Source organism: Streptomyces sp. NBC_01381 (genome assembly GCF_026340305.1).
GTDB lineage: Bacteria > Actinomycetota > Actinomycetes > Streptomycetales > Streptomycetaceae > Streptomyces.
Genome location: NZ_JAPEPI010000001.1, coordinates 2,793,051 through 2,809,743, shown reverse-complemented (window position 1 = coordinate 2,809,743; position 16,693 = coordinate 2,793,051). Strand labels below are relative to the sequence as shown.

Genomic DNA, 16,693 nt, shown 5'->3' with positions numbered 1-16,693 from the left:
GGGTTGGGGAAAGGACCGCCGGAGGCAGACCTCAGCCCGAGACGAGCCGCACCCGACCCCCCACCTCGATCAGACCCCCCGGCCCCGGCGCAGTCAGAAGTTGCGAGCCACGCCCCTGCGTGATGTTCAGCGCCCGCCCCAGCTGATGCGTCAGCAGCAACGCCGCCGCCCCCGTGGCCTCGTCCTCGTCGATCCCGTCGTCCCTGCCGGGAAAGGCGCGGGCGCGAACCCGCCCCGCCGCCTCGTCCTGCCACGCCCACGCGTAGATCCACTCCCCCGGCGGCGGCACCCGCAGCGCCTCCACCTCGGCCACGCTCCCGTAAGAACGCAGCGTCCGCACCGGCGCCCATTCCGCCCGCGCCGCGATCCAGTTGAACTCCCCGTCCTGGCGGGCCTCCACCACCCCCGCGGGCGTGACCAGTTCGGGGATGTCCAACAGCCAGGACGTACCGACGCACGGATGGCCCGCGAACGGCAGCCGCAGCGTGGGCGTGTAGATGTCGATGACCCCGCGCTCGGGGTCATCGACGAACACCGTCTCGCTGAAGCCCAGCTTCGCGGCCACCGCCTGCCGGTCACCGCGAGCGGCCACGCGGGCCCCGTCGCGCACGACACCCAGTTCATTGCCGTGCCGACCGTCGGGCCCGCAGAAGACCCTCAGTACGTCAATGCCGTCAGGAAGTTCCGTCATTCGGGCATTGAAGCATCCTCAGTTGAAGCCTTCTCAGGAAACGCGGCGCCTCGCCACGTACACCGCCCCCGCGCCTGCCACGACGACCGCCCCGGCCACGCCGATCAGCGCACCGGTCGGCGTCGACGAACCGGTGGACGCCAGCGAGCCCCCCGTACCCCCGCCGACCGAACCGCCGCCGCCCAGCGAGGCCGAGGCCGAACCCCCGCCGGTGGAACCGGAGCCGGTCGAGCCGCCACCACCGGTGGAGCCGCCACTGCCGCCGCTGCCGCCCGGCAGCTCGGCACCGTCGGCGACCGAGAGCGCCACCGTGACCGGGTCGATCGCGTCGCCCTCCTTGTACATGGAGCCCGTCGTCTCGTTGGCGAACTGCTTCGCGCCCGCCGCCGTGAACGCCGCCGGGATCTTGTCGAGCAGCACGACGTCGTCCTTCGCCTCGTACGAGGCCTTGGAGAGGTCCAGCGTCGCGAACTTCACGTCGTCGTTGGTGCCCTTGGGCGTGGTGACGTCCACGGTCAGCGTGCCCTTGGCGCCGTCCGCCGCGACCTTGATGTCGCTGAACTTCATGTCGATGCCGTGCGCCTTGTACGCGAAGCGGACGGCGCCGCCGAAGGACGCGGTCAGCTTCTTGGCGTCGGCGTCCAAGTCGGCCTTGGCGTAAGGGAAGTCGTAGCCGTTGTCGTTCTTCTCGGCGCCGCCGGAGAGCGTGGCGCCGCCGCCGGACTCGATGTAGCGGCGGAAGGACTCCTTGACGCCCCAGGCGAGCGAGCCGTCGTAGACCTTGCCCGCGGGCGCCTCGGCGTCGGACGTGGTGGTCGGCTTCGGGGTCGCGGTCGGCTTGTCCGTCGGCTTCGGGGTCTCGGAAGGCTTCTCCGTCGGCTTCGGGGTTTCCGTGGGCTTGTCCGTCGGCTTCGGCGTCTCGGTCGGCTTCTCCGTCGGGGCGCCGGCCGCCTTCACCGTCAGGGTGGCCGGGTCGAGCTTGTCGCCCTCCTTGTACATGCCGTTGAACGCCTTGGCGCCGTCCGCCGTCAGCGTCGCCGGGATGTCCTTGAACGTCATCGCGCCGCCCTCGCCCTGGCCGGGCTTGATGCCGGTCAGGTCGAGCTTGGCGAGGTCGATGTCGTTCTGGGCGGTGCCGTTGAGGCTGACGTCGGCCTGGATGGCGCCGCCCGTGCCCTCGGTGCGGACCTTCACGTCGGACATCTTGATGTCGAAGCCGTGCGCCGTGGAGGAGAAGCGGACCGCGCCCTTGAAGGCGGTGTCGGTGGCGTGCGTCCCGGTGTCGTACGTCCCCGTGCCGTCGGTGAAGGTGAACACCCCGTTGTCCGCCGCCTGCTTGGCGCCGTCCGTGGCCTCGATCTTGCCCATGGCCATGCCCGTGACGTACTTGCGGAAGGACTCCTTGAAGCCCCAGTCCAGCGTGCCGTCCTTGAGCTCGACCTGCGGCGCCGCTGCTGCGCCGCCGTCGGCGGCGAGCGCGGGAAGGGTGAGGGCGGTCGCGCCGAGCGTGACGGCGGTCGCGACGGCTGCGGCGAGGGTTATGGGACGACGAATGGCGGCCATGGTCGGTCTTCTCCTTGAGAGACGGGTGAGGAAGTGAGCTGGGGTGGGTGACCCGGAAGGGTCAGGAATCGGAGCCGGTGGTGTCCGTCGACGCGTCGGCGCCTGACGCCGCGCGCTTCTTGCGTACGACGCCGAACGCGACCGCCGCGGCGAGCAGCAGTGCCGCGCCCGCGCCCACGCCGATCGGCACGGCGGGCGATGAGGAGTCGGCCGAGTCGGCGGCGTTCTGTGTCTTCGGCCCGGTCGCCCTCTTCGGCTGCGGCGTCGGGCTCGCGGACGAGCCGAGGTCCGGCAGCGCGGGCAGCTTCGCGTCGGCGTCGAGGGCGACGGCGAGCGACAGCGGGTCCATCGCGGAGCCCGCCTTGTACATGGACCCGAAGGCCTTCGCACCGTCGCCGGTGAGCTTCGTCGGCACCTCGGTGAGGGAGACGAGGCCGTCCTTCGGCTTCAGCTCCCCGGCCGCGAAGGTGACCAGCGGGGCCTTCTTCAGCGTGACGCCCTTGTCGCCCTTGCTGTCGACGTCCGCGAGGAGCGTGCCCTTGCCGTCCTTCACCTCGACGGCGACCTTGCTCAGCGCGAGGTCGAGGCCGTGCGCGCCGGTGAAGCGCACCGTCCCCGCGAAGTCCACGTCGAGGGTCTGCTTCTTCTTGTCGTACGTTCCCTCGCCCTCGGCGAAGCGGAAGTACGCGCCGCCGTCCTGCGCCCCGGCGGACAGTTTCCACTCGCCCTTGGCGATGGATCCGGTGACGTACTCCCGGAAGGTGCGGCGCACGCCCCAGTCGACGGCGGCGTCCTCGACGCGGCCCGCCTTCGTCTTCTTCTCGGACTCCGAGGGCTTCGGCGACGGCTTCTTCGACGGCTTGTCGGAGCCGGACTTCGCCGCGAGGTCCGTCGACAGGCTCACCCGGTCGAGCTCGGTGCCCGCCGTGTAGTACCCGGCGAAGGCCTTCGCCCCCTGTGAAGTGAGCGTCGCGGGAAGGTTGTTGAGGGCGATCGGGCCCGAGCCGCCCAACATGTCGATGCCGGACATGCCGAGGGTCGCGAGCGGCACCTGGGCGTTGGTCGTGACCTTGCCCGTGCCCTTCTCCTTGCTGACCATGTCGGCGTGGAGCGTGCCGGAGCCGCCGGAGATCTTGACGGTGGGGTTGCTGATGGTGAGGTCCAGCTCGTACGAGCCGCCCTTCTTGTGCCCCAGGAAGTGCACTCCGCCGGAGAACCCGGCGGTGAAGGCCCCGCTGTCCGGGTCGTACGACCCCTTGGCCGAATGGAAGCGGAACTGGCTGCCGCCGACCGTGGCCGCGCCGCCCTGCAGCGTCGAACTCCCCTGGGCGATCGGCCCGGTCACGTAACTCTGGAAGGAGGATTTGATGCCCCAGTCGAGCCGTCCGCCCTGGACCGTGCGGCTCTCCGCGTGCGCGGCGGCCGCGGGAAGCAGCGCCGCGACGAGCGCGGTGAGCACCGCCACGGCTCCGGCGCGGGCGATGGCTCGCGTCTGTCTTGACGACGACATGGGACCCCTCCGAGTGTGGCTAATGAGGTAAGGCTAACCTAAACTACGATCACTCCGGCTGGAACCCCCAACCCCGGCCACCCGGATCTCGGCCGGCTCAACAACACGACAGGACGGTGGAATTCGGTGCTTCGCATGCCGCGCCCACTCCGTATCGCCGGTGCGTGGACCGCCGTTCTCGCCCTGGCCCTCACGGGCTGTGGATCATCGTCGGACGACGGTGGCGCCACGTCCCCGAAGGCGAAGACGGCCTCCGCGCCCGACCGGGTCGAGCCCCTGAAGTCCCGCCCCGACCCCGTGCTCCCCGCCACTGTCACGTCGGCCGACGGCAAGAAGGTCACCGTCAAGGACACCAGCCGGATCGTGCCGCTCACCGGCAGCCTGAGCGAGATCGTGTTCACGCTCGGCCTCGGCAAGAACGTCGTGGCCCGCGACATCACCGCGACCTTCGAGCAGGCCGAGAAGCTGCCGGTGGTGACACGTGCGCACGACGTCTCGGCGGAGAGCGTGCTCTCCCTGAAGCCGACGGTCGTCCTCGCGGACACCTCCACGGGCCCGGCCGAGGCGATCGACCAGATCCGTGACGCGGGCATCCCGCTGGTCGTCCTCGACCCGGCGAAGAGCCTCGACGACGTGGGCCCGCGGATCGACGCGGTGGCCAAGGCCCTGGGCGTGAAGAAGGCGGGCGACGAGCTGAAGTCCCGTACGGAGAAGCGGATTTCGGCGGTGCGGAAGTCCATCCCCGCGTCCGCCCGCACCGAGAAGCCGCGCGTGGCCTTCCTGTATCTGCGCGGGTCCGCCTCCGTCTATCTGCTCGGCGGGCGCGAGTCGGGGGCGAGTTCGCTCCTGGAGGCGGCGGGCGCGGTCGACGCGGGCAAGGCGTCAGGCCTGAAGAAGGACTTCACCGCGATCACCAGCGAGGCGTTGGCCGAGGCGGCGCCGGACGCGATTCTTGTGATGTCCAAGGGGCTTGAATCGGTGGACGGCGTGGACGGGCTGCTCAAGATCCCGGGCGTCGCCGAGACCCCCGCGGGGCTCGACCGCCGTGTCGTCTCGATCGACGACGGGGTGCTTTTGAACTATGGGCCTCGGACGGATGAGGTCCTGAAGTCTCTGGTGGGGCAGTTGTACGGGGGCGCAGAGAAGTGACGGTTACCTCCAAGGCCGCTTCATCCGCGCCCGGCGGTAAGGCGTTGTGCCCACCCGTTCCGCCGTGCGGAACGCCTGCCCACAACGAAGGCGGGACCTCCAAGCGCAGCGCGCCCTTCCTCCTGACCCTCGGTCTCGTCGGCGCCCTCGTCCTCCTCTGCCTCCTCTCCGCCGGAATCGGTGCGTACGACATCCCGCTCGGGGACGTACTCAGTTCGGTCCGGCATCGGATGGGGCTCGGCGGGAGTGCGCTCGACCGGGTCGGGGAGAGCGTGCTGTGGAACGTGCGGCTGCCACGCGTGACGCTCGCCCTGCTGGTCGGGGGGTCGCTGGGGTGCGCCGGGGCGCTGATGCAGGGCGTGTTCGGGAATCCGCTCGCCGAGCCCGGGGTCATCGGGATCTCGGCGGGCGCGGCCGTCGGCGCCGTCGCGTCGATCGCGCTCGGCCTCAGCTTCTTCGGGAACTGGACGGTGACGGTGTGCGCGTTCGTCGCCGGGCTCGCGACCGTCCTTCTCGTGTACGTGCTCTCGCGCGACGGCGGGCGTACGGAGGTCGTCACGCTCATTCTCACCGGGATCGCCGTGAACGCGTTCGCGGGGGCGCTGATCGGGCTCTGCATCTTCTTCGCGGACAACGCGCAGATCACCCAGATCACGTTCTGGCAGCTCGGCTCGCTCGCCGGTGCGACCTGGCCGAAGGTGCTCGCCGTGCTGCCGTGCGCGGTGGCCGGACTTGCCGTCGCGCCGCTGTACGCACGGAAGTTGGACCTCCTCGCGCTCGGCGAGCGGCCCGCGCGGCATCTGGGGGTCGACGTCGAGCGGCTGCGGCTCGTGCTGGTTCTCGTGGTGGCGCTGCTGACCGCGGCCGCGGTGGCCGTCGCCGGGATCATCACGTTCGTGGGTCTGCTCGTGCCGCATCTGCTGCGGATGGCGGCGGGCCCCGGGCACCGCTTCCTGGTGCCGGGCAGTGCGCTGGGCGGGGCGGTGGTGCTGGTCGGCGCGGACCTGGCGGCGCGTACGGTCGCGGCGCCGGCCGAGCTGCCGCTGGGGGTGCTCACGGCGCTCTTCGGCAGCCCGTTCTTCTTCTGGCTGTTGCGCAGGACCCGTCGCAGGCAAGGGGGTTGGGCATGATCGGGCGGATCACCCACCGGCTGTTCTCCTCCGGCGGCGGGCGCGTCCTGCCGGGGCCGGTCTCCCCCGGTGATGCGCTCGCGGAGGTTTCGGACCTGCGGGTGCGGCTCGGGGGGCGCGAGGTGCTCGCCGGGGTGTCCCTCACTGCGCGGGCGGGTGAGGTGCTGGCCCTCGTCGGGCCCAACGGGGCGGGTAAATCAACCCTGTTGGCGGCCCTGGCGGCAGACATCGCTGCGGACGAGGGCAGCGTGCGCGTCTGCGGGCGCCCGGTCGCCCAGTGGCCGGCCCGTGAACTCGCCCTGCGGCGTGCGGTGTTGCCGCAGGCGGCCGCGCTGTCCTTTCCGTTCGCGGTGGAGGACGTCGTCCGCATGGGGCGCGCGCCCTGGGCGGGGACGGCCCTGGAGGACGACGACGACCGTGCCGTACATGAGGCGATGGCCGCGACGGAGGTCGGCGAGTTCGCCGCCCGTTCCTTCTCCGCGCTGAGCGGGGGCGAGCGGGCGCGGGTCGCGCTGGCCCGGGTCCTGGCCCAGCGGGCACCGCTCCTTCTGCTCGACGAGCCGACCGCGGCGCTGGATCTTCGCCACCAGGAGCTGGTCCTGCGGATCTGCCGGGAGCGGGCCGCCGCGGGGGACGCGGTGGTCGTGGTCCTGCACGACCTGGGGCTTGCGGCGGCGTACGCGGACCGGGCGGTGGTGTTGCGCGGCGGGGCGGTGGCCGCGGAGGGCCCTCCGGGTGAGGCGTTCACCGGGGAGCTCCTGAGCAAGGTCTACCGCCAGCCGGTGGAGGTGTTCCCGCATCCCCGTACGGGGGCTCCGCTCGTGACCCCGGTGCGGGGCTGAGGGCGGGCCCTGCGGGGCTTTCCCCAATCCCGCCCCTTCCCGAAACCATGGGGCTCCGCCCCCTGGACCCCCGTACAAGATGTCCTCAAACGCCGGACGGGCTGGATCTATCCAGCCCGTCCGGCGTTTGAGGACGAACTCGGCGGAGCCGGTGATCCAACTCCTTGACCCGCACTTTGCCACCCCATGAAGCGCCCATCACCCCACCGTGACACCCCCGTAAGCACCGCCGAACACTGAGAGGTGAATCACGGAACGGCTGGGTATCGACCAGGTAAGGCTCAGTTAAGTTAGGTCCGCCTCACCGGCATGCCGTGCCGGAATCGTCCGTGAACCCCGCCTTGGAGCCCCTATGCGCCCCGTCCGCCTCTCCGCCGCCACTGCCATCGCCGCAGCGGCAGCGCTCACCGCCGTCACGGGCTGCACCGAGAAAAGCGACGCCAAGGGCGGCGGGAACACCGTCGAGGTGACCGCCACCGACGACAAGTGCGAGGTCTCCAAGACCAAGCTCTCCGCCGGGCACGTCGAGCTCGCCATCGAGAACAAGGGCTCCAAGGTCACCGAGGTCTACCTCCTCTTCCCCGACGACCGCATCGTCAGCGAGCGCGAGAACATCGGCCCCGGCACCAAGCAGAAGCTGACCGCCGAGGTGAAGTCCGGTTCGTACCAGATCGCCTGCAAGCCCGGCATGAAGGGCGACGGCATCCGCCAGAAGGTCACCGTCAGCGGCGGCAAGGCCGTCAAGCGCGACCCGCGCCTGGACAAGGCCGTCGCCGACTACCGCGCCTACGCGCAGGAGCAGGCCGACGCGACGCTGCCCAAGGTGAAGCTCTTCACCGACGCCGTCCGCAAGGGCGACATCGAGGCCGCGAAGAAGACGTACGCCAACTCCCGCATCGGCTGGGAGCGCACCGAGCCCGTCGCCGAGTCCTTCGGTGACATCGACCCGAAGGTCGACCTCCGCGAGGACGGCCTGGAGGAGGGCCAGGACCTGGAGAAGGACTGGACGGGCTGGCACCGTCTGGAGCGGTCCCTGTGGCAGGACAAGAAGATCGGCGAGCGGGACAAGGAGCTCGCCACCCAGCTGGACAAGGACCTCAAGGACTGGCAGAACCGTGTCGGCAAGGCCGTGATCACCCCGACCTCCATGGCCAACGGCGCCAAGGAGCTCCTCGACGAGGTCGCCACCGGCAAGGTCACCGGCGAGGAGGAGCGCTACTCGCACACCGACCTCGTCGACTTCAAGGCGAACGTCGAGGGTGCGGAGAAGGCGTACGGACTGCTGAAGGCCGTCGCGTCCGAGAACGACCCGGCGCTCACCAAGGAGCTCGACAAGCAGTTCGCGGCCCTGGACAAACTGCTCGGCAAGTACCGCACGGGCGGCGGCAAGGACTCGTACACCTTCAAGTCGTACGAGAAGCTCGGCAAGGCCGACGTCAAGGAGCTGCAGAACGGCGTCAACGCCCTCGCGGAGCCGCTGTCGAAGCTGGCCGCCGCAGTCGTCGGCAAGTCCAAGTAGAGGCAAGGGCAGAGGCAAGGGGGAACCGAGGGATGACTGAGATCACGAGCGGCACCGACGGTGCGTCCATACCGGACGAGGACACCAACTCCGCCTCCCCTTCCCGGCGTTCGCTCCTCGGCTGGGGCGGCGCCGGGCTCGCGCTCGGTGCCGCTGTCACGGGCGGCGCGGTGGCGGTGGGGCGGTCCGGTGACGAGACCGTGCCCGCGGCGTCGGCGGGCGGCGCGGTCGCCTTCCACGGCAGGCACCAGGCGGGCATCGCGACCGCCGTCCAGGACCGGCTTCACTTCGCCGCGTTCGACGTGAAGACGGACGACCGCGAGCAGTTCGTGCAGCTCCTCAAGGACTGGACGAAGGCCGCCGCACGGATGACGGCGGGGCACGAGGTCGGCGAGGGCGCCTACGGCGGTCTCGCCGAGGCGCCGCCGGACGACACCGGTGAGGCGCTCGGCCTCAAGCCGTCCCGGCTCACGCTCACGATCGGCTTCGGTCCGAGCCTCTTCGAGAAGTTCGGGCTCAAGGACCGGCGGCCCGAAGCCCTGGTCGATCTGCCCAAGTTCCCCGGCGACAACCTCGACAAGTCCCGTGGCGGCGGCGACATCTGCGTACAGGCCTGCGCGGACGACCCGCAGGTCGCCGTGCACGCGATCCGCAATCTCGCCCGCATCGGCTTCGGCAAGGTCGCGGTGCGCTGGTCGCAGCTCGGCTTCGGCAAGACGTCGTCGACGACGCCGGGCGCGCAGACGCCGCGCAATCTGTTCGGCTTCAAGGACGGCACCCGCAATGTCTCGGGCGAGGACAACTCCGCGCTCGCCAAGCATGTCTGGGTGGGCGAGAAGGACGGACCGGAGTGGATGGCCGGCGGCTCGTATCTCGTCGCGCGCCGTATCCGGATGAACGTCGAGACCTGGGACCGTACTCCGCTCGGTGAGCAGGAGGACATCTTCGGGCGCGACAAGCGCGAGGGCGCCCCGGTCGGCAAGGCCAAGGAGCACGACGAGCCGTTCCTGAAGGCGATGAAGCCCGAGGCCCATGTACGGCTCGCGCATCCGGACAGCAACGACGGTGCGACGATCCTGCGCCGCGGCTACTCCTTCACGGACGGCACCGACGGCCTGGGCCGCCTGGACGCGGGGCTCTTCTTCCTCGCGTACCAGAAGGACGTCCGTACGGGCTTCATTCCGGTGCAGCGCAGCCTGGCGCGCGCCGACGTTCTCAACGAGTACATCCAGCACGTGGGTTCAGCGGTCTTCGCGATCCCGCCGGGCGTCCGCGACAAGGACGACTGGTGGGGCCGGGCACTGTTCAGCTGAGGGGAACTGACTGAATCATGTTCGGCAACTATCTGATCGGCCTGCGCGAAGGCCTTGAGGCCAGCCTGGTCGTCTGCATCCTCATCGCCTATCTGGTGAAGACGGAGCGCCGCGACGCGCTGCGGCCCATCTGGATCGGCATCGGTGCCGCGTGCGCCATCGCGTTCGGCTTCGGCTGCGCGCTGACCTTCGGTTCGCAGGAGCTGACGTTCAAGGCGCAGGAGGCGCTCGGCGGTTCGCTGTCGATCCTCGCCGTGGCGCTCGTGACGTGGATGGTCTTCTGGATGCGGCGTACGGCCCGTCATCTCAAGGCCGAGCTGCACGGCAAGCTGGACGCGGCCCTGCAGATGGGCACGGGTGCGCTGGTCGCCACGGCGTTCCTCGCCGTGGGCCGCGAGGGCCTGGAGACCGCGCTGTTCGTGTGGGCCTCGGTGCGGGCATCGGGCGACGGCACGCCCGGTCCGCTGATCGGCGTGCTCCTTGGCCTTGCCACCGCGATCGCGCTGGGCTGGCTGTTCTACAAGGGCACGGTCCGCATCAACCTGGCGAAGTTCTTCACCTGGACCGGCGCCATGCTGGTGGTCGTGGCGGCGGGCGTGCTCGCGTACGGCGTGCACGACCTGCAGGAGGCGGAGTTCCTCGGCGGCCTGCAGGACAAGGCGTTCGACATCAGCGCGACGATCCCTCCGGACAGCTGGTACGGCACGCTCCTGAAGGGCATCTTCAACTTCCAGCCCGACCCGACGGTCGCCCAGGTCACGGTGTGGCTGCTGTACCTGATCCCGACGCTCGCGTTCTTCTTCGCCCCGGTGAGGTCCACCCGCCGCGAGACCCCGGTGAAGGAGAAAGCGACAGCTCCGGAATAGGGCTGACCTGCCGTCCCAGGCCAGTTGCCGGCCTGATCGGCGCGACGGTCCTGGCACTCGCCGGGCAATCTCGGCGGCACCGCCCGCAAGGGTCCGAGCAACAACGCCGTGAACAGCCACGGCAACCGCTGGTACTACGGCGACCTGCCCCGCACCAGCGCCCGCGGCTGGGTCTACGACTTCTCTCTCCAGGAGCTCTGACCCGCCTTCGACGCTTTTCCCGGCCCCGGTAGGGTTCGGGGCCGGGAAGGGCGTAGGTGGAGGGACCCATGAGTAACGTGCGCAGGCTTCGCAGTCTCAGCCGACCGGCCACGGCGGCGGCAGTGGTGAGCGCCTTGTCGATGACGGCGAGCGGGTGCGTGACGGTGCACGGGGAGCGGGAAGTCGTCCCGGCGGCGACCAAGGCCGAGGCGAATCGCGCACTGAAGGATTTCCTCACCGCGTACAACAAGGCGGACAAAGCGTACGACCCGGCCCTGGACGCGGCCCGGATCACGGGCCCCCTGGGGGCGATCAATCAGGCGGGGCTGAAGTCCAAGAGGGCCCAGCATCCGGGCGGCAATCCCAAGCAGGTGCCGCTGGAGCTGACGGACGTGAAGTTCTCGATCCCCAAGAAGGCCGGCTGGCCCCGGTGGTTCGTCGCCGATACGCATGCCAATCGCCGGGAGGACATGCGCTGGCTGCTGGTCTTCACGCGGGGCAGTGCCGACCAGCTGTGGGAGGCCTCGTACCTGAACCTGGTGGCGCCGGGGAAGGTCCCTGAGCTCAAGAAGGACAAGGACGGCTGGGCCGAGCCGGTCGAGGTGGGCGCGTCGGGTCTCGCGGTGGCGCCGAGGAATCTCGGCGAGGAGTACGTGACGTATCTGAAGTCGGGCGGCGACACGTTCGCGCCGGGCGATCACACGTCGACGTGGAAGGCGTTCCGCGACAAGAACACCAAGCGCCGGGGCATCGCCGTCCAGTACATCGACGAGCCGCAGAACGCCGGCACGTTCGCGCCGGTGGGTCTGCGGACCAAGGACGGCGGGGCGATGGTCTTCTTCGCGACGCACCACTACGAGAAGCAGACCGCCGCGAAGGGCGTCAACCTCACCGTCGACGCCGACGTGAAGCCCTTGCTGAAGGGCGAGGTCAAGCAGTCGGTGACGCTGGAGCGCGTCTCCAACCAGCTCGTCATCGACCCGGCGGGCTCGGAGCCGGTGGCCTTTCTGAGCCGCATCCAGGGCCTGACGGGCGCCAAGGGCGAGTAGCGGGGGGCGCCTGCCCGTTGGGGGTGTCAGCCCCTCAACGGCCAAGCGGCCACGTCGTGTTGGGGCTCGCCCGCGACCCGGGCGCATTCGTCCGTGAGGGCCTCGAGCAGCGTCAGCGGATCCGGCAGCGCGTGCTCGGGACCCCGGATCCAGTGGACCGCGAGATCACCCGGCAGCCGCGCGGGCGGCACCAGGACGTACGAACCGCGGCAGTGCCACCGGAAGCCCGGGTGTTCGTTCGTCGTCTCGGGGTGGCAGTCCAGCTCGCAGGGCCACCACTCGTCCTCGTCCTCGGGGGTGCCGCGGGTGAGCGTGAAGAAGAGCATCCGCCCCTCGTCCATGACACCGTCGGACTCGGCGACGGGCCCCACGTCGATGCCCTCGGCGAGCAGCCGCTCCAGGGCCGCGCGTCCGGCGGCCAGCGGGACGTCGAGGACGTCGTGCACCATCCCCGTGGCGGTGATGAAGTTGGCCTGCGGCTGGTGCCTGGCCCATCGCTCGATCTGCGCACGATCGGTGGTGGCCTGCGTCTGCCAGGCGAAGGAGAGCGGGTGCCGCGCGGGGGTGGGACATCCGATGCGGTCGCAGGAACATCGGTACGCGGAAGGGTGCGCGGCGGGCGAGAGCGGAAACCCTGCCCCCGCGGCGGCGACGAGCAGCGCTTCGCGCTCCGCCGCGTCGCCCGTCGCGTCCGCGTCCTGCGGACGGGGGCGGCGGCGAAGCCACTGGGAAATCCTGCTCTGCCCGCCGGAACGGCGGCCGAACTCCGCGCCCATCTATCCCCTCACCTCACACTTGTGCCGAGAAGCCTCTCCCATGGTCCCACCATCCTGCGCCTCGGGGGGCCAGAGCCCACATCCGGGGTAGCAGGGGTGATGCAAGGCGCAGGGTGACATCGCGCGTCATTGCGCATGAAGACGGGATATACGCCCCTACCGTGTTCGCCATGGTCACCAGGACTGTGCTCACGGGACTCACGGGGCTCACGAGCCTCACCACGCTGGCCCTCACGGCACCCACCGGCCCGCTGGCCCCGCTGGAATGGGGCGGTGGCCCGCTGACGGTGAAGGCGCTCCCCCGCGTCGTCTACACCGCACACCGGGGCGGCGCCCTGGAGGTTCCGGAGAACAGCATGTCGGGCCTGGTGGCGGCGTACGAGCGCGGCACGGCCGAGGTCATCGACGTCGATACGCGGATGCTGCGCGACGGCACGCTGGTCGCCATGCACGACGCGACCCTGGACCGTACGACGACGTCCACCGGACCGGTGCGTGCGCTCACCCGGCGGGAGTGGCGGGACGTCCGGCTGCGGCCGGGCAGGGCGCTGCCCGGCAGCTGGCGCGCCGAGCGGCCGCCGACGGTCGCGGAGGTCCTGGACCGGTTCGGCGGGCAGGTCGTGCTGATGCTGGAGGCGAAGGACCCGCGCAGCCTGCGCAAGCTCGGCGCGCTGATCCGGGCGCGTGGCCTGACCCGCTCGGTGTTCGTGAACTCCAACGAGCCGGCCGTGGCGCTGCGCGCGCACCGCATGGGTCTGCTTGCGCAGCTGTGGCGCACCAAGAAGCAGATGCTCGGCGACCGGCCCGAGCGCTGGGCGGGCTTCGTGGACGTACTGGACGTGGACTACAAGGCGCGCGACCGCGACCTGGTCCGCGCGGTCAACTCCGGCGTCCCGCGGGTGTGGGCGCACACGGTGACCACCCCGAAGCAGCGCGACCGGGCGCTGCGACTCGGCTGCAACGGCGTGATCACGGATGCGCCGGGCCTGCTCGCGCGGACACCGGTGAAGGGCGGGAAGGCCGCGAGGGCCGCCGACCTGCAGAGGTGGTGGCCGGCCGACTGACCGCGGCGGACGATCAGCGCGGAGCGATGCCGTAGAGGGCGTACTCGACGAGCTTGTCGCCGTACTCGTGGGTGAGCGGTCCGGTGCGCTGCAGCCAGCGCTGGGCGAGCGGGCCGCTCCACAGCTCCAGGGCGATGCGCGGGTCCACATGGGGGGCGACCTGGCCGGCTTCCTTGGCGATCTCCAGGCGCTTCACGAAGAGCTGGAGCGAGGGCTCAAGGAGCTTCTCCACGTACTCGGCGCTGAGCTCCGGGTTGATCATGCCTTCGGCGGCGAGCGCGCGCCAAGGGGCGTCGTACTTGGGGTTCTTGAACTCGTCGATGGTGGACCGCACGACGTTCTTGAGGTCGGTCTCCAGGTCTCCGGTGTCCGGGATCTCGTACTGGGTCGTCTCGTGGCCCGCCGCGTCGCTCGCCTGCCGGGTGGCCTGTTCGCCGAGGTCGAGGAAGGCGTCGAGCAGGACGGCGCCCTTGGACGGCCACCAGCGGTAGATCGTCTGCTTGCCGACGCCCGCGCGGGCGGCGATCGCCTCGATGGTGAGCTTGCCGTAGCCGACCTCGGTGACGAGGTCCATGGCGGCGTCATAGATGGCGCGGCGCGAGCGCTCGCTGCGGCGCGTGGAGTCAGGGGCGGATTTCGTGGCCATGTCTCCGAATGTAGCAGCGAACGAGGCGAGACGTACCGTCTCGAAAACCCTTGACAAGACGCATCGTCTCGTTCAAAGTATCCAAGGAAGCGAGACGAGACGTCTCGCCAAGGGAACTCTCGATCCGGAGGTACGCACATGTCACGAGGTGGAGCAGGAAACATGCTGGGCGTCGGCGGTACGCGCTCGAAGCTGTCCCGCAAGGCACTGCGGGGCTCGGGCCGCGACGGCCAGATCGGCGGCGGGCTCAGTCCGCAGGCACAGAAGCGTGAACTCCTTCGCAAGCTCCAGGAAGGCCGCTCGGCGCACGACGGGTCATGAGACCGGGACGTGGATGGCGTGTTAACCATCCCCCGCCCCGGGTGACCACTTGTCGAACCACCCGTTCAGATCACAGCGCGAGGGCTCCGCACACCGCACCATGGTCAGCACCTGCCCCACAGAAGGCAGCGACAACTGACCACCGCGGTACGTGAGGAGCCCTCGTTGAGTCGTTTTCCTCGTCGCGCCACACCCCGGCGCTATCTGATGTGCTCACCGGCACACTTCAAGGTCACGTACTCCATCAATCCGTGGATGGACCCCTCCAAACCCGTCGACGTGCCACTGGCCGTCGCGCAGTGGGAAGACCTGCGCGACCGCTACCGCTCGCTCGGTCACACCGTCGAAGAGCTCACCCCGCGCCCCGGCCTGCCGGACATGGTCTTCGCCGCGAACGGCGCGACCGTCGTCGAGGGACGCGTGCTCGGCGCCCGGTTCGCCCACCCGGAGCGCGGACCCGAGGCCGAGGCCCACCTGGAGTGGTTCCGGGAGCACGGCTTCACGGACCTCCACGAACCGGTGCACATCAACGAGGGCGAGGGCGACTTCGCCGTCACGTCCTCCTGCGTCCTGGCGGGCCGCGGCTTCCGGGCCAGCCCGCTGTCGCACGGGGAGGCCCAGGAGTTCTTCGGCCGCCCGGTGCTCGGACTCGACCTCGTCGACCCCCGCTACTACCACCTCGACACCGCGCTCGCCGTCCTGGACGACGCGGCGAACGACGTCATGTACTACCCGCCGGCGTTCTCACCGGGCAGCCAGGCGGTGCTGCGGCGGCTCTTCCCGCACGCGCTGATCGCGGAGGAACCGGACGCGGTGGCCCTGGGGCTCAACGCGGTGTCGGACGGCCTGCACGTCCTGCTCCCGCAGGCCGCGGTCGGCCTCTTCGAGCCGCTGCGGGCCCGCGGCTACGAACCGATCGGCATGGATCTGACCGAGCTGCTCAAGGGCGGCGGCAGCGTGAAGTGCTGCACGCAGGAGCTGCGCGGGTGACTCCCGGCTACCCCTCCTGGTGGGGCGGCCACGGGTCGCCCCACTCCGCGTCGCGGGCCGCCTTGTACAGCGGGCCGTGCCGCTTGGTCACCGTCTCGCGGCCAAGGGTCTCGTCCGCCGCGCACAGGTCGAGCAGGACCTGGCCCTTGCGGATCTGCGGCTTGCGCACGACGCGGTTGGCCGCGGGCTCCGCGTCGAAGCGGACGGCCGCCACATAGCTGAACTTCTCGTCCTCGTACGCCAATGAGCCACCCTTGACCTGCCGGTGCAGGGAGGAGCGGCTGACGCGCGCCGAGAAGTGGCACCAGTCCTCGCCGGGCACGATCGGGCAGGCGGCGCTGTGCGGGCAGGGCGCGGCGACCCGGAAGCCCGCGGCGATCAGCCGGTCGCGGGCCTCGATGACGCGTGCGTAGCCGTCGGGGGTGCCGGGCTCGATGATGACGACGGCCTGCGCCGCGGCTGCTGCGGCCGCGTCCACGAGGGAGCGCCGGTCGGCCTCGGTCAGCTCATTCAGTACGTACGACACCGTGACGAGATCAGTGCTCTCGATGCTGAGCGCCGCTCCGATACGAGAGCGCTGCCACTGCACCGCCTTCAACTCCGGGACCCCGGCCGCCAGTTCACGCCCCAGGGCAAGAGCGGGCTCGGCCCAGTCAAGGACAGTCACCGGCCGCTCACCGCCCCACGTCGCGCTCGCCGCCCAGACCGCCGCGCCGGTGCCACCGCCGACATCCACATGACTGCCGGGCACCCACCCCTCGGGCGCCGCGTCCGCGAGAGCACCGAGCGCGGAACGCACCGCCTCGAACGTCGCGGGCATCCGGTACGCGGCATACGCGGCGACATCCGCGCGGTCACGCAGAATCGGGGCGTCGGTAGGGGTACGCCCCCGATAACTGGCGATCAGCCGCTCAACGGCCTGCGCGGCCTGCTTCGGCGGCAGCCCGGCAAGCAGCCCGCCGAGGGCGGCACGCAGGGCTTCGGCGGGGGAGGCCTGGGAGATCGGGGGGTTCACCCGGTGATTCTACGGGCCGCGAGGGAGCGCCCCGAAGGGGCGCGGGGC

16 protein-coding genes are annotated in these 16,693 nt (G+C 70.5%); 10 read left to right on the top strand and 6 right to left on the bottom strand.

The annotated features are described in order from the left end of the window. Positions 1-31: 31 nt before the first annotated feature. The 3 genes from OG453_RS13270 to OG453_RS13260 all read right to left on the bottom strand — a co-directional run bounded on the left by OG453_RS13270 (position 32) and on the right by OG453_RS13260 (position 3,764). Complete coding sequence (locus tag OG453_RS13270) at positions 32-691, bottom strand: PhzF family phenazine biosynthesis protein (protein ID WP_266867643.1); 660 nt, start codon at positions 689-691, stop codon at positions 32-34. 33 nt (positions 692-724) lie between these two features. After that, on the bottom strand, positions 725-2,254 hold the full coding sequence (locus OG453_RS13265; RefSeq protein ID WP_266867642.1) for an HtaA domain-containing protein: 1,530 nt from the start codon (positions 2,252-2,254) through the stop codon (positions 725-727). 61 nt (positions 2,255-2,315) lie between these two features. Then, complete coding sequence (locus OG453_RS13260; protein ID WP_266867640.1) at positions 2,316-3,764, bottom strand: HtaA domain-containing protein; 1,449 nt, start codon at positions 3,762-3,764, stop codon at positions 2,316-2,318. 135 nt (positions 3,765-3,899) lie between these two features. Here OG453_RS13260 and OG453_RS13255 point away from each other — a divergent pair, with 135 nt between their 5' ends. The 7 genes from OG453_RS13255 (at position 3,900) to OG453_RS13225 (ending at position 11,833) form a co-directional block, all read left to right on the top strand. Continuing rightward, a complete protein-coding gene (locus tag OG453_RS13255) occupies positions 3,900-4,913 on the top strand; it encodes a hemin ABC transporter substrate-binding protein (protein WP_266867638.1) in 1,014 nt (337 codons plus the stop codon). Between the two features lie 44 nt (positions 4,914-4,957). Next, positions 4,958-6,043, top strand: coding sequence for an iron ABC transporter permease (locus OG453_RS13250; protein WP_266869845.1), 1,086 nt, complete (start codon positions 4,958-4,960; stop codon positions 6,041-6,043). Next, positions 6,040-6,885 carry a heme ABC transporter ATP-binding protein gene (locus tag OG453_RS13245; RefSeq protein ID WP_266867636.1) on the top strand — a complete coding sequence of 282 codons (846 nt, stop codon included), beginning with the start codon at positions 6,040-6,042 and terminating at the stop codon, positions 6,883-6,885. Before OG453_RS13250 ends, OG453_RS13245 begins: the two co-directional genes overlap by 4 nt. Positions 6,886-7,237: 352 nt before the next feature. After that, positions 7,238-8,404: an iron uptake system protein EfeO gene (gene efeO, locus OG453_RS13240; RefSeq protein WP_266867634.1), complete on the top strand. Its 1,167-nt coding sequence runs from the start codon at positions 7,238-7,240 to the stop codon at positions 8,402-8,404. A gap of 32 nt (positions 8,405-8,436) precedes the next feature. Then, positions 8,437-9,717, top strand: coding sequence for an iron uptake transporter deferrochelatase/peroxidase subunit (gene efeB, locus OG453_RS13235; RefSeq protein ID WP_266867632.1), 1,281 nt, complete (start codon positions 8,437-8,439; stop codon positions 9,715-9,717). A gap of 17 nt (positions 9,718-9,734) precedes the next feature. Further along, on the top strand, positions 9,735-10,583 hold the full coding sequence (efeU, locus tag OG453_RS13230) for an iron uptake transporter permease EfeU (protein WP_266867630.1): 849 nt from the start codon (positions 9,735-9,737) through the stop codon (positions 10,581-10,583). A gap of 269 nt (positions 10,584-10,852) precedes the next feature. Next, complete coding sequence (locus OG453_RS13225) at positions 10,853-11,833, top strand: hypothetical protein (RefSeq protein WP_266867628.1); 981 nt, start codon at positions 10,853-10,855, stop codon at positions 11,831-11,833. Positions 11,834-11,859: 26 nt separating this feature from the next. Here OG453_RS13225 and OG453_RS13220 read toward each other — a convergent pair whose 3' ends face one another. After that, the gene (locus OG453_RS13220; protein ID WP_266867626.1) at positions 11,860-12,609 is read right to left on the bottom strand and encodes a bifunctional DNA primase/polymerase; all 750 of its coding nucleotides are present in this window, start codon (positions 12,607-12,609) and stop codon (positions 11,860-11,862) included. A 170-nt stretch (positions 12,610-12,779) separates the two neighbouring features. On the opposite strand from OG453_RS13220, the gene OG453_RS13215 reads away from it, so the two are divergent. After that, positions 12,780-13,673, top strand: a complete 894-nt coding sequence (locus OG453_RS13215) for a glycerophosphodiester phosphodiesterase (protein WP_266867624.1) — start codon at positions 12,780-12,782, stop codon at positions 13,671-13,673. A gap of 13 nt (positions 13,674-13,686) precedes the next feature. Here the strand turns inward: OG453_RS13215 and OG453_RS13210 are convergent, their stop codons facing one another. After that, entirely contained in the window at positions 13,687-14,319 is a 633-nt protein-coding gene (locus tag OG453_RS13210) for a TetR/AcrR family transcriptional regulator (RefSeq protein WP_266867622.1), read from the bottom strand. A gap of 138 nt (positions 14,320-14,457) precedes the next feature. Here OG453_RS13210 and OG453_RS13205 point away from each other — a divergent pair, with 138 nt between their 5' ends. Together OG453_RS13205 and ddaH are read left to right on the top strand one after the other, a co-directional pair. Further along, a complete protein-coding gene (locus OG453_RS13205) occupies positions 14,458-14,640 on the top strand; it encodes a DUF6243 family protein (protein ID WP_266867620.1) in 183 nt (60 codons plus the stop codon). Positions 14,641-14,847: 207 nt separating this feature from the next. Next, a complete protein-coding gene (gene ddaH / locus OG453_RS13200; RefSeq protein ID WP_266869844.1) occupies positions 14,848-15,630 on the top strand; it encodes a dimethylargininase in 783 nt (260 codons plus the stop codon). A gap of 7 nt (positions 15,631-15,637) precedes the next feature. On the opposite strand, the gene OG453_RS13195 is transcribed toward ddaH, so the two are convergent. Then, positions 15,638-16,645: a small ribosomal subunit Rsm22 family protein gene (locus OG453_RS13195; protein WP_266867618.1), complete on the bottom strand. Its 1,008-nt coding sequence runs from the start codon at positions 16,643-16,645 to the stop codon at positions 15,638-15,640. Positions 16,646-16,693: the final 48 nt, after the last annotated feature.

What these genes read in the sequence shown, in the direction of transcription:
- OG453_RS13270 (WP_266867643.1), bottom strand. Translation starts at nt 691, where the DNA reads ATGACGGAACTTCCTGACGGCATTGACGTACTGAGGGTCTTCTGCGGG.
- OG453_RS13265 (WP_266867642.1), bottom strand. Translation starts at nt 2,254, where the DNA reads ATGGCCGCCATTCGTCGTCCCATAACCCTCGCCGCAGCCGTCGCGACC.
- OG453_RS13260 (WP_266867640.1), bottom strand. Translation starts at nt 3,764, where the DNA reads ATGTCGTCGTCAAGACAGACGCGAGCCATCGCCCGCGCCGGAGCCGTG.
- OG453_RS13255 (WP_266867638.1), top strand. Translation starts at nt 3,900, where the DNA reads ATGCCGCGCCCACTCCGTATCGCCGGTGCGTGGACCGCCGTTCTCGCC.
- OG453_RS13245 (WP_266867636.1), top strand. Translation starts at nt 6,040, where the DNA reads ATGATCGGGCGGATCACCCACCGGCTGTTCTCCTCCGGCGGCGGGCGC.
- efeO (WP_266867634.1), top strand. Translation starts at nt 7,238, where the DNA reads ATGCGCCCCGTCCGCCTCTCCGCCGCCACTGCCATCGCCGCAGCGGCA.
- efeB (WP_266867632.1), top strand. Translation starts at nt 8,437, where the DNA reads ATGACTGAGATCACGAGCGGCACCGACGGTGCGTCCATACCGGACGAG.
- efeU (WP_266867630.1), top strand. Translation starts at nt 9,735, where the DNA reads ATGTTCGGCAACTATCTGATCGGCCTGCGCGAAGGCCTTGAGGCCAGC.
- OG453_RS13225 (WP_266867628.1), top strand. Translation starts at nt 10,853, where the DNA reads ATGAGTAACGTGCGCAGGCTTCGCAGTCTCAGCCGACCGGCCACGGCG.
- OG453_RS13220 (WP_266867626.1), bottom strand. Translation starts at nt 12,609, where the DNA reads ATGGGCGCGGAGTTCGGCCGCCGTTCCGGCGGGCAGAGCAGGATTTCC.
- OG453_RS13215 (WP_266867624.1), top strand. Translation starts at nt 12,780, where the DNA reads ATGGTCACCAGGACTGTGCTCACGGGACTCACGGGGCTCACGAGCCTC.
- OG453_RS13210 (WP_266867622.1), bottom strand. Translation starts at nt 14,319, where the DNA reads ATGGCCACGAAATCCGCCCCTGACTCCACGCGCCGCAGCGAGCGCTCG.
- OG453_RS13205 (WP_266867620.1), top strand. Translation starts at nt 14,458, where the DNA reads ATGTCACGAGGTGGAGCAGGAAACATGCTGGGCGTCGGCGGTACGCGC.
- ddaH (WP_266869844.1), top strand. Translation starts at nt 14,848, where the DNA reads ATGTGCTCACCGGCACACTTCAAGGTCACGTACTCCATCAATCCGTGG.